Consider the following 15739-nt stretch of genomic DNA (forward strand, 5'->3'; position numbering starts at 1 on the left):
AAATGAATTTTACAGATTTAGTGCCCGTTGTACGCATTCTCTTTTCAAAAGAAGGCTTAGTAACAGCTAAGGCACTTCTGAATATTGATAATATTGAAGGATTAAGAAAGGTGGGATATGATTTGTCGGATGATGAATGTATTACCATTTTACCTGGTGACGATAAAGCTGATTTAGTTGCTCTTTTGAAAGAGCAGGTTAAATCAAACACCAAAGCGGTTGTTTTTGATGGTTTAGGTGCAGTGGTTAAAGGTAAAAAAGTTGATAATCCGAATCCTTACAATCCGGTTGAAGGACGAATTGTTATTGTTACCGGTGGTGCACAAGGCTTTGGTGGTGGTATTGCCGAAGAGTTGTATGCAAAAGGTGCACATGTTGTGGTGGCCGATTTAAATCACGAAGTAGGAAGAGGTTTGGTTGAAAAACTGAAAAGCAGTAAGCAGATGAATAAGGCTGTTTTTATTCCTGTTAATGTGGGCGATTCTGATTCGGTGAAGAGTATGATTGAAACAACTGTTCTGGAACTGGGTGGTTTGGATGTCATTATAAGTAATGCCGGTATTTTGCGAGCAGGAGGATTGGACGAAATGGATCCGGATACTTTTGATCTGATGACCAAAGTGAATTACGCCGGTTATTTTTATTGTGCCAAACATGCTTCAAAAGTAATGAAATTACAGTCGCAGGTTGATGAGAATCATTATATGGATATTATCCAGATTAACTCTAAATCAGGTCTGAAAGGAAGTAATCGAAACTTTGCTTATGCAGGTGGTAAATTCGGAGGAATTGGCTTAACCCAGTCTTTTGCACTGGAGCTGATGCCAAATAGAATTAAAGTGAACTCAATATGTCCGGGTAACTTTTTTGACGGACCTTTGTGGAGCGATCCTGAAAAAGGATTGTTTGTGCAATACCTGAATGCAGGAAAAGTTCCTGGAGCCAAAACCATTGAAGATGTGCAGGCGCATTACGAGAAGCAGGTTCCGGCCGGAAGAGGATGTCGTGTTGCTGATGTTGCTAAAGCAATTGTATATGTAATTAATCAGGAGTACGAAACAGGTCAGGCAGTTCCTGTGACTGGTGGTCAGGAGATGCTGAATTAATTTAAAAGAAGTTAGAGATTAGATGTTAGGTTCTGGATCGATTTATAAACAATAATAGCCCAGTACGGAGCACGGGGTAAACGTATAAATAATGATACAACCACGGAGTGGGTTGAATTAGATTTGCATAATATTAACTGTATTGTAAATAGTCTTGATACTCATGTCTTGCTACTAAATACTTAAAAATATGAAAACAAAAGCGGTACGATTATACGGAGAAAAAGATCTTCGCCTGGAGGAATTTGAATTGCCTGCCATTAAAGAAGACGAGATTTTAGCAAAGGTTATTTGCGATAGTATCTGTATGTCGTCATATAAAGCGGCCAATCAGGGAACGGCTCACAAACGTGTTCCAAATAATGTGGCTGAAGAACCTATTATTATCGGGCACGAATTTGCTGGTGAGATAATTGAAGTAGGTTCAAAATGGCAAAGTAAGTTTAAGCCTGGACAGAAATATTCTATCCAGCCTGCTATTTATTACGAAGATGGACCGGTAGGTGTATTAAGTGCTCCCGGGTATTCATACAAATACATTGGAGGAGATGCTACTTATGTTATCATTCCTAAAGATGTGTTGGAACAGGATTGTCTGTTGTCGTACGATGGACCGGGTTTTTATCCGGCTTCGTTGGCAGAGCCACTTTCTTGTGTAATTGGTGCTATGCATGCTAATTATCATACAACACCCGGCTCGTATGTTCATAAAATGGAGATAGTGGAAGGTGGAAAAATGGCTATTCTGGCAGGTGTTGGTCCTATGGGATTGGCTGCCATCAACTATGTAATTCATCGGTCAGATCGCAAGCCTTCCATTTGCGTGGTAACGGATATTGATCAAACCAGACTGGACAGAGCAGCTGAGATATATCCTGTTGAAGCGGCTAAAGCAAATGGTATTGTGTTGATATATCTGAATACCGGCGAAGGCGATCCGGTTGCCAAGTTGAAAGATCTTTCAGGAGGTACGGGGTATGATGATGTGTTTGTTTTTGCTCCGGTTCCGGCTGTAATTGAGCAGGCTGATGATATCTTAGGTTTTGATGGCTGTTTGAACTTCTTTGCAGGGCCATCAAACCCTCAGTTAAAAGCGCAGATGAATTTCTATAACGTACATTATGCCTACACGCATATAGTAGGTACTTCCGGAGGAAATACTGATGATATGAAAGAAGCTTTAGAGGTGATGACAAAAGGTTTAGATCCTGCAGGTTTGGTTACTCACATTGGAGGAATCGATGCTGTTATTGATACAACACTTGATTTGCCGAATATTCCTGGTGGGAAGAAGTTGATATATAACCATATTGAAATGCCATTGACTCCAATTGCTGATTTTGCTGAAAAAGGAAAAACGAGTCCATTCTTTGCTGAACTGGCAAATCTTTGCGAAAAGCATAATGGCTTGTGGAATATTGAGGCAGAAGAGTATTTATTGGCTAACTTTGAGGACTTAAACCAATAAGTTATAATCATGATATATTTAGCTGATACAGCCGATATAGACGAGCTAAAACAGTTGTTTTATTATTTCCCAATCGAAGGAGTAACAACCAATCCAACGATTATTGCGCAGGCAAAAAAGCCAATGTCGGTAGTTTTGCCAGAGTTGATTGAGATTGTGGGGGATAAGATGTTGCATGTACAAATGATTAGTAATAAAGCAGAGGATATGTTACGCGAGGCCAAGGCTTATAAAGCAAAATATGGCTTAGGAGATAATTATTTTGCAAAGATACCGGTAACTGCCGAAGGTTATAAAGCAATGCCGATGATTAAAGATGCGGGTATTAAAGTTACGGCAACGGCAATTTTTACCCAGCAGCAAGCATTGGTAGCTGCCAGAGCAGGAGCAGATTGGGTGGCACCTTATGTAAATCGTTTGGATAATATTTCATCACACGGTATTGAGGTGGTTGGTAATATTGTTGAGAATATCGAATGCTTTGGTTTGGATACTCAGGTATTGGCAGCCAGCTTTAAAACAGTCGATCAGGTGCATCGTGTCAGCATGATGGGAAGCCAGGCGGCAACGGTTAACTTTGAGATACTTGAACGTTTAAGAAGTCACCCAATGACTGATATGAGTGTGGAGTGGTTCGAAAAAGATGCAGAAGGACTATACGATATTGAATTTTAACTATTATAAACAGTAGATTTTAGTATTTAAACCGAAAAGCATTCTTAGTATTTACTGAGAATGCTTTTTTTGTGATTTATTTGGCTCTCTTACATGTTTAAGTAATAGCTTGGTTTTCTCTCACCTGTCTTATAGTCATTCTATAGATTAAAGGAAGTAGTGTTTGGCTTAAAATTACCAATCAGTTTTTATTTGCTGCACAGGTGAACTACAAATAATAAGTTAAATGTGTCAATGCCCAGCTGAAAAGGTTTTTATGATGTTTTCAAATCTTTAATTGACATAGTAATATTACAGCTAATCGACGAATAGTATGATTTCGTCAAAACACTAACTGTTCTCATATATAAAAGGTATACTTTAGGGTAATCTTTTCGTTTTACGAATATAACCCAAAAGTATATCAAATTATGAAGTGCTTCCAAAAGAATGTAATAACATTCGTTTTATTGTTTTTTATAGGCATTAATCTTGTAAATGCTCAAACCGATTTAATTGTTTATAATGGTGAGGATATTGAAGAAATTGGAACTTCTTATACTTCTATTACAGTTAATTCAGGTGGTAAAGTAACCTTTACATCAGAGGTGACTACCGGTCTGTTAACAATTAATGAAGGCGGTGTAATGGTTGTAAATGGCAATTTAAATGTTGTTACAAACGGAGCGGCTAAATTGGTAATTGATGGTACTCTGATTGTTACCGGGTCATTAGATATCAGTAGTAGTGGAAATAGTGAGAGTATAACTGTGGAAACAAGCGGTGTTTTGGTTGTTGGTGGTAGTTATACCTACGGCGGGAAAGATAATAAGGAAGTTAACTCTGGAGATGTTTATTTAAGTGATCCTACGGATTGGGATGGTGGTAATGGAATTGAGGGATCAGGTGGCGATATTGCTGATCTGATCGATTCAGGCGTTCTACCAGATGAAATACTGGAAGATTTTATAGATAATTATGATGGTAGTGGATTGCCAGCATATGATTGGAATGGATCTGCTGGTGAAGATTGGGATGATGTAAGCAACTGGAGTGATGGACAAATTCCGGCTACAGCTGATAATGTTACAATAATATCAAGTGCAAGTAACTGGCCTAAACAGTGTACTGGTAAGGTTTATTATATGTGGAATCTGACCCTTGAACCAAATTCTCAAGTTGTTATACCAGAAGGTAGTCGAGTTACAGTTTATGGAGATATTACTATCCCTTCAAGTGCGTCGCTTACTGTAATTAATTCGGATAGTTCGCCAAGTTCATTTATACACTATGGTGATGTTTTGGATGAAAATGACAATCCTGGAGAGATAACTTATTCCTGGACATATGCATCAAGAAGATATTGGTATGTTGGACACTCAATTCAATCAGCTGATATAAGTAGTTACGAGGATATTGTTACCAGGGATGCGAACGCTTACTTTCTATATAAGTTTGAAAATGGTTCGTGGGTTAATGTAAATGGAGGTGCTTTGGAGGCAGATCCGCTAACAGGATATTCTTTAATAGTAAAAGACGATGGATCCTATATTAATCATACCGGAACACCCAATTATACCGATCTTTCAACGACTCTGTCCGATGGATGGCAGCTTATTGCAAACCCATATCCGGCATATTATCAATTGGCAGTAGAAGATCCTGCAACAGGAGATTTTAGAAACACGAGTGGTTCGGTATATGTTAGAACCGGTGCTGATGCTAATAGCCGAGACTTGGCTACCTATAATGTATTAACAGGTATTAGCACTCCGGCAACTTTTGATGGCGTGTTGGCACCTGGTCAGTGTTTTTGGGTAAAGAAAGCTCAGGACGGTGATGTTTATATGAAGGCAAATAAGCGTATACATGGCACTGCCTCATTAAAATCTACTTTAAAAGAAGATAATGTTTTACGTATTAACCTGCAAAACGACTTTGCTACAGGAGAAGCGGTGGTTGCTTTTAGAGATAATGGTCAGACAGAATTAAGCAGGAAGGACTCAGAACTAAGGATGGATACCAGAAATAAAATATCATACCTATATTCTATAAAGTCAGAAAAGAAGGTTGTGATAAATGTTCAGCCTTCGGAGTACGATACTTGCAGTATTCAGTTGGGGTATAAAGCATTTGCTGCAGGTGTTCATCATTTGAGTTTAAACAATATTAACAGGTTTGATGCGGAGAAAGAAGTTGTATTAGAGGATAAAGAAACGGGTGCTTTTATCAATCTTAAGCAAACTGAAGGATATACATTTAATTGCAAACAAGGAGTCGATAATAATCGATTTGTTTTGCATGTTTATGCTGGTTCATTGAAAAGCCAGGAGGCTAAACAAGCTGGAGTAAATGATATAGATGATAAGGTTTCAGTAACTACTCTTCAAGAAGGTACTGTTTCTATAAAATGCAATTGGGATGCACAGCAGAAAAGTATTTCGTTGTATAGTATAGGTGGTGAGTTAGTGCAGACAGAAAGTTTTGAAGGAGCTGAAAAAGTGTTGAAGTGCAATGCTTCAGGATTGTATATCTTAAAACTTACTAGTGAGGATAAAGTGTACACACAAAAGATATTTATCGAGTAGAGATTATTCTGAAAATCATAGAAGATCCATTGGCTATTGTCGATGGATCTTTTTTTTGATTTATATAAACCATATATGCGCTTTTCTATTGCAGAAAGCTAATAAGGTGTAAGTAAACAGCCTCCATGGTGAAGCAAGAAAAAAAGGTCCATTGTAAAATGAACCTTTAAGTAAATTCAATTCTATGAAATAACTACCTTGTGTTTTTCTTGTATTGACTAATAAGCGAGTTTAATTCACCAGAAACAGCGTCGAATAAAGAATCTTTATTGATGGTAGCATAAGCCTTTATCAGGTTAATTAAATCGCGGTAATCGCTGGTAGTTTGTTTACGTAATTCTTTTAGATTTAAGTCCAGTGGATCAGCTGTTTTTTGAGTACGTTCAGTATATGTTTTATTAAATTGTGAGTTTTCTTTATTAAGTACATCAAGCCATTCTGCCAGAAGTAAATTGCTTACAGCAGCAAGGTTAGGCTCTGTTTTCCATTTATTCACAATACTGTCAATAATACTGGTTTCAGCAACTCTTTTAATGCGACTTATACTAGATCCAAAGGTTTCGATAGAATGTAACAGCAGCTCGGCACTTTCTACAGTGCTTGGCTTGTAGTGGTTAGTGTAGGCTTCAAGCAGCTGAATAATTCCATTTAAGGTTTTGTCTCTTTTTTTATCCAGTTCATCTAATACCTCAGTAAGCTCAGAACTTTTATCTTGCTTGTATTTGGTTATGATTATTTCAAATCCTGCAGATAATGTGTTAAGCTGACTGCTTATGTATTCCTTAATTTCAGGATGTGCTTGAATAATCTGAATACTGTTTTTAATAAATGGAATAAATTCACTGTTTCGAAGTTTCTCAATTTTAATTCCTTGAATCATATTTATTTGGATTTTTAATTAACTAATGAATAAATATATAAAAATAAATTACACGTTTTTGTTTTAACAAAATATTTTTCAAGGATATTATCAAAGGACATAAAATTATGAGGTTGCTACTAATATGCAACCTTGTTTGGAGTTGTCAACCCTTGCCGAAAGTGTCGTGCACCCTTGTTTGGAACTTTCGGCAAGGGTAGAAACAATGAAGTAATGCTGTTTGGTGGTTTCGGCATATGTCAATGGTTCCAAACAAGGGTGTTTCTTCGTTTCGGCTATGGCTGATGCGTGTAGATAGTCTTGTTTCCTGTTGGAATATAATATTATAGAGCTTTATTGCCTATGCTTAGAGTATTTTTGTGGTTTGTGTAAAACAATCTTTTTCCTTCGGATTTAATACCAACGTACTATTATTTAAACAGGGAATTTTTAAAAAAAATGGATAAAAACTACGATAGGAATATCGCTTGTTTGTTTGAACAATTTGTATGTAAATTTGCTATATGAACTTATAGACCTAATGGTTAGTTGATGCTTTAATTATGTTTATATTGATGTAATCTTTTTTGTGGTTTGATCATAGCAAACGGCTTATTTAATCAGAAAAAAAACACCCTTTGATCCTATATTTGGATTTTTTAACAAAAATGTATGAAACTTTTACGCTTCTATACGTACAAATGCGCAGAATGAAGACATAACCTAATGTCTGCCTTGATTTTGAAAAAATATCGATATGAAAAAAATATACTCTTTATTATTTGTTTTGCTTGTGATGGGTGGAACCGCCTTTTCGCAGGATACCTGGTATACATTGGCCAGTGGAGATTGGGACGATCCGGATATATGGACCCTTGATCCCGCAGGTGCAGTGCCGGTTGGTAGTCAAGTGCCAATTGCCGGAGATAATGTTGTTATTTTAAGTGGTAAAACAGTAACGGTACCCGATGGGGTATCGCCGTATGACAGTCCATTGAAGAATGTTACTTTAAATTGCGGTAGTGTAACCATAAATGGTAGTCTCGATCTGCGTCAATCAACAGGTCATAACTTCACATCATTAAAAGGTAACGGACGCTTATTAATGGCAGACGATAATTATCCTACCATTGGAGTAGGTGGTGATGCTGATTTTACCAGCCAGGATGAAGACGATGGAACAGTAGTGTTTTATGGAAACAGTTTTAATATTACCACTGCCTACAGTTTTAGTAACCTGGAGATAGACATGAATGCTGGTCAGGTGGTTACCATTGAAGATGATCTTACGCTAGACGGTAACTTAATTGTAACAGCCGGTACCATACAAATTAACAATGCAGGAACTACACCTTTAACTACTACGGTTAACGGAAATGTTTATGTTGAGAGTGCCGGAGCCATAACGGTTGGTACAGGGGCAGCTTTTCACTGGTTAAATGTATATGGTGATTTTACCAATGAAGGATCAGTAGATTTTTCAAATTCGGCACAGTATGCTGAAGCTACTAACGGAGCCGTAAAACTAAAATTCTCAGGAACCACCGATACCGAATTTCAATGTAACGGTACTGCCGATTTATACCGTTTGTTTGTTGATAAAGGGGTAAATAAAACTTTTAAGGTTGCGGTTACGGCTGATAATACTGCTAATTTTTCGTTATACGGGCCTGTTGATTATCTCGCTTATAATGGTATAGATGGAACGGATGGAGCTTCAGGAGCAGAGCGTTTGCCTGTTGTTATCGAAAATGGGACCTTAGAGTTAGGTTCTAATATTGTTATTGATCGTTTAGGAGAAAATATTGATGGTAATGCTCCCAATGAATTTACCATACCTTCAACAGGAAGACTTTATGTTAATGGTGCAGATATTACAACATTTGATGCCTCGGCCTATGTTAATGCATGGGAAGTACCATCAGACTGGCAAGGATTAACAATATTTGGTGAGCTTAAAATGGCTGCAGGAACATTTACTATTCCTGAGGATGCAAATGGTATTAGATATTATGACAACACATCAACTTCTGCCACTATAAAAATTGAAGGAGGAACTATTAACACTACCCAATTATGGCAATATAATTCAGATGGACGTTTGAATTATTCTCAATCAGGTGGTACATTTCATATTCACGCATTGCCAACAAATAATTGGGGATCACCTTCATTTGATATTGCCAATGAGGAGCAAATATTTGAAATGACCGGTGGTATAATTGAATTTTCGGCTGTAAATAAGCATAATTTTACAGCTCTTAGAATTCAATCAGGAGATGGAAATTATAATGTGACTGGCGGAACCATTCAATTTAATACACCAACTGCTTCGCCAGAAAGTAATCAGGCGGAAATCTATTCTACGGTACCTTTGTATAATATAGATATTCAAGCATCAGCAACCGGTCAGGAGGTACAGGTGGTTGATCAGTATGGTAATTCCGGAGGTAGTTCTGAATTAACTGTTTTAAATGATTTGACCATTGCTACAGATGCTACTTTTAATGATAATGGATTTGATGTATCTATAGGAGGGGAATTAAACATCGCCGGAACCTATACGCAAGCTGGTAATTTGGTGTTTGATGGTGCGCAGGATGGAGCGATTAATAATCAAACCGGAGGAGTTTTAACCTTTGGAAGTGGATTAACTATTAATAAAGACCGTCATTCAACAGCTGGTAGTTACTATACAGTTAGTTTAACCGGTAATCACAACATTAATATAGATGGTTCCTTACGTTTAACACGCGGTGCTTTAGATGTAATTGATTATTGGCCAACCGTAAGCGATAGTGTTAAGATATCGGACGGAGATTTAACATCGTCGGGCAACGGAGGTTTGGAACTAACCGGTTCTTCTCCTATTTTACAAGGTAAGTTTGGGAAAGAATTTAACTTCGGTAACATCCGCTTAAATAATACAAATAACGGGGCTGCATTAGCCACTGATGTAAATGTAGAGGATTTTACATTTGTTAGTTCAGGCACTGGCAAAGTAAGCTTGGGAGTGCATAACTTAACGGTTACAGGAAGTGTAACCAATAGTAGTAGTGACAGGTATTTTTATACCAGTGATAATGCCAGTGATGGGGGGGTAACTTTGCCTGTAGTTTTAGATCAAAGTTATGGTTCTGGTACCTTGGTTAAAACTTTCCCGATTGGTACAAGTGCTGGATACACGCCCGGCTATATTTATGCGCAAAATTCTCCTGCTACTAGTGGTACTGTAACAATGGTACCTGTATTTAGCAATCATCCAACAGTTGCTGACCCGAATTACGCTCTGGATTATTTCTGGAGGGTAAGCTATACCGGGTTAGAAACCATAGGTGATGATATGAGATATAGTTTTGATAACTATGAAACTATTAATGTACCAACTTATGGTACCTGGCCATTTGAAGTAGATCCTGTAGCTTCCGTTTTTAATGATAATGTTTGGCAAGATAGTGGTCAAGGTTCGAAATCAGGAAACAATCTAGATTTTGTTTTTGGATCATATCTTAGTAAGGATTACAGTTATGTTGTTCCAAGTAGTGCCTGGGGATGGTCAATGCCTGATCCGAGAACTTTATATAGTAGAAACGCAACAAGTGGTGGTAGCTATGATGATAGAAATACATGGTCGTTAACAGGACATGATGGAAATAAAGTTAATAATAATCAACGACCAACTGCCATTGATTATGTTATAATAGCATCAGGTCACACAGTAACCATTGATGCGAATGGAGCAGAAGCATCGCAATTACAAGTAGATGGAACCCTTTACGTTGAAGATGGAACATCAGGGCATGACATTACAGCATTAAGTGGTAGTGGAACTATTGTTTATGAGGAAAACAATAACTGGAGTAGTTACGTTATAATAAATGCAGATCACTCAGAGTTTTTAGATACAGAAACGGCAACCATTGAATATACAGGAACAGGTGACCCAAGGATAATGCCTTCTGATTCTGATATTGCCTATTATCCAAATTTAAAAATTTCAGGTTCTGGTGAGGTAAGATGTCAGCAGACAGAGGATGTTTTGGTTAATGAAGATTTATTAGTTGAGTCTGGTACAATGAATTTTCTTTCCTACAATGGACAAACAGTCACTGTTGGTGGAGATGTGAATATTTCGGGAGGTACACTATCTTTCTATACAACCAATAACAGTAACCGGTATTTCGATATTGAAGGAGATATCATTATGTCAGGTGGTACATTTAGTGATGCCAACAACCAAGAAAGTAAAATATACTTAAGGGGAAATATTGCCCAAACAGGGGGAACCTTATCCTTCTCGTCAGCAAATATTGTATTTGAAGGTACCGAAAGTGTTACGTATAGCAGTACGGGTACGCCGGCCTCATTTTACAGGGTCAGAATTGATAAGCCCGAAGATCAGACAGTGGCTTTTAATTCCGATTTTGATTTAACAGCCTGGACCAATGGAACAACTAAGTCGTTGATTTTAGAATCAGGTATTTGCCATTTAAACCATTCGGATATTAAGCTTAATTTAACAACCGGAGGTGCTGATTTTCAAATTCCGGCAAGTGCAACTTTACAAGTCACTAATGGAGCAACCGTAAATACATGTGCTAACTACGGCCTTCGTTTAAGTGGAGCTTTAGTTGTAGATGGTGGAATTGCCAATATTGATGGAACCAAGGTTAATGATGTAGGAGTTGAGAGTTCTGATGGAACCAGTTTTATTGAGTTTACAGCTTCGGGTAGTTCAAGTATTAATGTTACTGGCGGTGGAGAGTTACACGTTGGCGATCAAATAAGAAGAACGACTAATACTGAAGAAGGAATCTTAACTTTTGCGCAAAACGGAGGAACGGTTAATATTGGAACCGTTGGATCTGATATTAAGGCTACACGTGGTATGTTTGAGATATTGGGTACAGGTAGTTCTTTTAGTCAGGCAGATGGTGATGTAATTAATATCGTTCGATCAAATACCAGTTCGAGCATACCTTCACTCTATTTTTCTCCGGAAACAGTAAGTTATGGAACTGGTTCAGGCTTTGCCTTTGATGGTACTAACGAAGCCGCAGCTACTTTTGTAATGTATGCTGATCAGGCCCTTAATAATATTGAAATATCAGGCGATGATTCAGATGTTATTCAATTACTAACGTTAGCGCATACCGTTGATGGAACTTTAACAATTGGAGCGGATGCTGTTTTTGATGCCAATGGTCTGGATCTGACACTAGGTGGAGATTTAATTAATAATGGAGCGTTCTCTGCCAATAATAATACCACCTATTTTGTGAGTGATGCCGATCAAACTATTTCAGGATCGGGAACGACCACCTTTGCTGATGTAATTAAGCAAACCGGTACTGGAGCTTTGATTTTGGATAGAGCCATCACTGTATCAGATGATTTGGTTTTATCAAGCGGAACATTAAATACTGCCGCTTATGATTTAACAGTTGAAGGAGACCTTACCAATAATATTACAACCAGTTCAACCGGAAATGGAATTATAATGGCTGGTTCAGATGTGCAACAACTGGGCGGGAGTGGAACTTTTTCAGTGTTAACCATCAATAACTCAAACGGCGTTGTGTTACCTACACAATCAGGTGCCATTACCTTTGCCGATAAATTAAGAATGGTAGATGGTGTTTTTGATATAGGACGAAACTTATTGGTTTTTGGTGAGTCTGCTGCTATTGAAGAGGTAAATCCATTCTCTTCTTCAAATATGATTCAAACCAATTTATCGTTTACCGATAATGGAATCAAAAAAACATTCCCTGTTATATCGGCTTCTACCTTATTTACCTATCCTATAGGTTCTCTTGGTAAATATACTCCTATAGAATTTGATATTACGGCTAATGGAAATAATACAGGTTCTATACGTGTAAAAGCAGCTGATGAACCTCATATTTCAATATTACCTGCCGATCAGGGTAGTGTGCTACAGTATAACTGGACTTTGGATGCAGATGGAATATCAGGCTTTACGGCTGACGCCAGTATGTATTCTAACGATGGTGATGCACCGGGTGATACAGCTCAATATATTACAGCACGAATATTACTGGGAAGTACGGATTGGAATAAGTTTACAACGGATGATTTTCATGGCAGAGATGGTGCTAATGATATTTCACTGTTTACATTCTCGGATACTGATGATTCGGGAATTGATGGAGATTACACTGCCGGTGTATCCACTGCTATACCTGATCAGGTACCTGCTTTCATTACGGTTACAGATGGAAATTATTCCGATCAGAGTACCTGGGCTACTTATGACCCCGACACTCAGGCAACAGGTACTCCAGGAGTTAATGTTCCAGCCGGTGGGCCGCGCGGAAGTATTATTTATGTAGACAATACATTATCATTCCCTGATAATTTTGAGGCTGCTTACAGAACGTATATTAATGCGTCAGGAATTGTAAATATCGGTACATCTATAGGACATCGATTGGGTGATGTATTTGGTACAGGTACTTTAAAACTTGAGAATGGAGATTTACCTGCCGGATCGTATGATACATTTTTCTCAGCCAGCGGAGGTGTTTTGGAGTATTCAGGTTCTTCAGATTATGATGTGCTGAGTGAGATTCCTAATGTGAATAGTGTTCTGTTTAGTGGAACAGGAGCCAGAAGGTTGCCAAATATAGATGTTCAGTTATATGGCGATTTAACCTTTAATGGACCTGCGTTAGCAAATACCCACGACAGTAATATTTCAATTCAGGGTGATCTGGTATTTAATGCCGGAACTTTTGATGCAGGTATTAATAACTCAACCATCACATTTAACGGAACGGCATTACAAACAATTAGCGGAGCTGTTGATTTTACTTCTGCAGGAGGAGGAACGTTCTATAATCTGGAAGTGAATAATGGCGTTGCAGTAGATATGCAGGTTAATGTTGAGGTTGATAATGATTTGTATCTTACTGATGGTAACTTCCAAACTGCTGCCGACAAGAAAATAACTCTGTCAAACACATCAACCAGTGCAGTTGTGGGCGGTGGTGAAAATAGTTTTGTGGCAGCCACCATGGAGAAAAATATTTTGAACTCAAGTTCATTTACTTTCCCAATCGGAGATGCGTCTCGTTACGGTGAGATCATTGTTTCTCCAGATGCTACTTCTGGTGGTTTTTGGCAGGCAACTTATTTTAATAACAACCCGGATAATGAAGGGTTGGATCCAACTGCGGTACAGGCGCCGGTTGCATTTGTAAGTCGAAATGAATATTGGAATGTATTGGCACCGGCTGCGGGTAATGCACAATTAACTTTGCGCTGGGATGCCAGTAGTGGAGTAAATCCGGCAGAAACAGATATGAGAGCTGTTCAGTGGGATACAGATAAGTGGTATGAAGTGGCTTTGGGTGTAAAATCAGGCAATTCAACAGGAGGGACAGCACCTTTGCTGCTTCCAATGAGTTTTAATACCAATGCAGGAGGTAACTACCTTACATTTGGATCCATCTCAATACCAACATTTACTTGGCTGGGTCTAAGTAGTGATTGGTTTAGTATTACCAATTGGGCCGGAGGAATAATCCCTAGTGCAGGTGTAGATATTACGATTGCTGATGTTGGAGCAGCTCCTGTTATTAATAGTACGGCCGTTGCTCAGGTAAATGATCTGATTATTAATCATACTTCAGGTTTAACCTTGCAGGCCGGGGCACAAATGACTGTTAATGGAGCTCTGACTACAAATGACAACTTAATTATTCAGAATAGTAATACCAATCCATCTTCGTTTATTACGCATGGAACAGTAACTGGTGATGTAACTGTGGATTGGACGTATGATAGCAGAAGATATTGGTATATTGGTCATTCTATCTCTAATCCAAGTATTGCCAATTACGATGCTATAACAACAACCAATGCGTATTTCTTATATGATTACCCTGCCGGTTCGTGGAATGATATAACAGGATTGGGTGATGGTTTTACTGATCGATTGAAGGGATATTCTTTTATTGTAAGGGATGATGTAAATAATACCATTAGTCATACTGGCTCTTTAAATATTGATGCCGCTTATACCCAGACTTTATCAACGGGTTGGCAATTAATAGCGAATCCTTATCCTGCGTATTATCAATTACCAACTCAGGATTTATCGGGGGCTGATTTTGAGCACACAACAGGTTCAGTTTATGTTCGAACCGGAGATGATGCAAATAGCAGATCGTTAGCTACTTTTAATACTTTAACGGGTATTTCAACTCCGGTAACTTTTGATGGTATTATCGCGCCGGGGCAATCGTTCTGGGTGAAAAAGAATACGGATGGAGATGTTACAATGAGATCATTGAACAGAATACATGATTCGAATCGATCATCTTTGAAATCCTCTAAACAAAAAGATGCAGATATTTTACGATTAACTATGCAAAATGAATTTGCAAGTGATGAGGCCGTTATAGCCTTTAAAAATAATGGTTTAGAAAGCAAGAGTCGTATGGATTCAGAGCAAAGATTTGAATCATCTAATAAGATATCATACATCTATTCGATAAAGGATGAGGATAATATGGTAATTAATGTGCTTCCTCAGGATGGTGTTGAGCGATCTGTTAAACTGGGATTAAAAGCTATGGCTGGTGAACATCGATTTACTATAAGTAATACCAGTTTATTAAGTATGCCTTATACTATTACTTTAGAAGATAAATTGATAGGAACATTAACCGAAATGAATGATGGTGTTGAATATGTATTTGAATCGGTTGAAGGAACTTTTAATGATCGTTTTGTACTTCATTTTACTGAGGTGGCTACAAATATAGATCGACCTGATTCGGGAGAGTCAAATCAACTGCAGGCTGATGTTTGGGTTAAAAATGGTTCGGAAGTAACTGTGACTTGCAACTGGGATGAATATGAGAAAACATTATATATTTACTCAGTTGATGGCGTTTTAATGTTGAAGGAACAGATGTTTGGAGATACATGGTCTGAAACCCTTAATTATAAACCAGGAATTTACATTGTAAAGATTACAGACTCAAATAATGTTTATCAGGAAAAAGTGATGATAGGAGAGTAAATGGTTTTA

General features: G+C 37.9%; 6 protein-coding genes. 5 read left to right on the plus strand and 1 reads right to left on the minus strand.

Annotation, left to right across the window (positions count from 1 at the left end; genetic code table 11):
* Window positions 1-2: 2 nt before the first annotated feature.
* From KEM10_RS07505 to KEM10_RS07520, 4 genes are all read left to right on the plus strand, one after another.
* Window positions 3-1106, plus strand: coding sequence for an SDR family NAD(P)-dependent oxidoreductase (locus KEM10_RS07505; protein ID WP_212215359.1), 1104 nt, complete (start codon window positions 3-5; stop codon window positions 1104-1106).
* Window positions 1107-1296: 190 nt separating this feature from the next.
* Complete coding sequence (locus KEM10_RS07510) at window positions 1297-2574, plus strand: zinc-binding dehydrogenase (protein ID WP_212215360.1); 1278 nt, start codon at window positions 1297-1299, stop codon at window positions 2572-2574.
* Window positions 2575-2583: 9 nt separating this feature from the next.
* Window positions 2584-3249: a transaldolase family protein gene (locus KEM10_RS07515; protein WP_212215361.1), complete on the plus strand. Its 666-nt coding sequence runs from the start codon at window positions 2584-2586 to the stop codon at window positions 3247-3249.
* A gap of 410 nt (window positions 3250-3659) precedes the next feature.
* Window positions 3660-5816: a T9SS type A sorting domain-containing protein gene (locus KEM10_RS07520; RefSeq protein ID WP_212215362.1), complete on the plus strand. Its 2157-nt coding sequence runs from the start codon at window positions 3660-3662 to the stop codon at window positions 5814-5816.
* A gap of 193 nt (window positions 5817-6009) precedes the next feature.
* On the opposite strand, the gene KEM10_RS07525 is transcribed toward KEM10_RS07520, so the two are convergent.
* Window positions 6010-6696 (minus strand): DUF6261 family protein, encoded by a 687-nt coding sequence (locus tag KEM10_RS07525; protein WP_212215363.1) that lies wholly within the window; start codon window positions 6694-6696, stop codon window positions 6010-6012.
* A gap of 736 nt (window positions 6697-7432) precedes the next feature.
* Between KEM10_RS07525 and KEM10_RS07530 the strand changes: the two genes are divergently transcribed.
* The gene (locus tag KEM10_RS07530) at window positions 7433-15730 is read left to right on the plus strand and encodes a T9SS type A sorting domain-containing protein (RefSeq protein WP_212215364.1); all 8298 of its coding nucleotides are present in this window, start codon (window positions 7433-7435) and stop codon (window positions 15728-15730) included.
* The last annotated feature ends 9 nt before the right edge of the window (window positions 15731-15739 follow it).

Source organism: Carboxylicivirga linearis (assembly GCF_018271995.1).
GTDB classification, from domain to species: Bacteria; Bacteroidota; Bacteroidia; order Bacteroidales; family Marinilabiliaceae; genus Carboxylicivirga; species Carboxylicivirga linearis.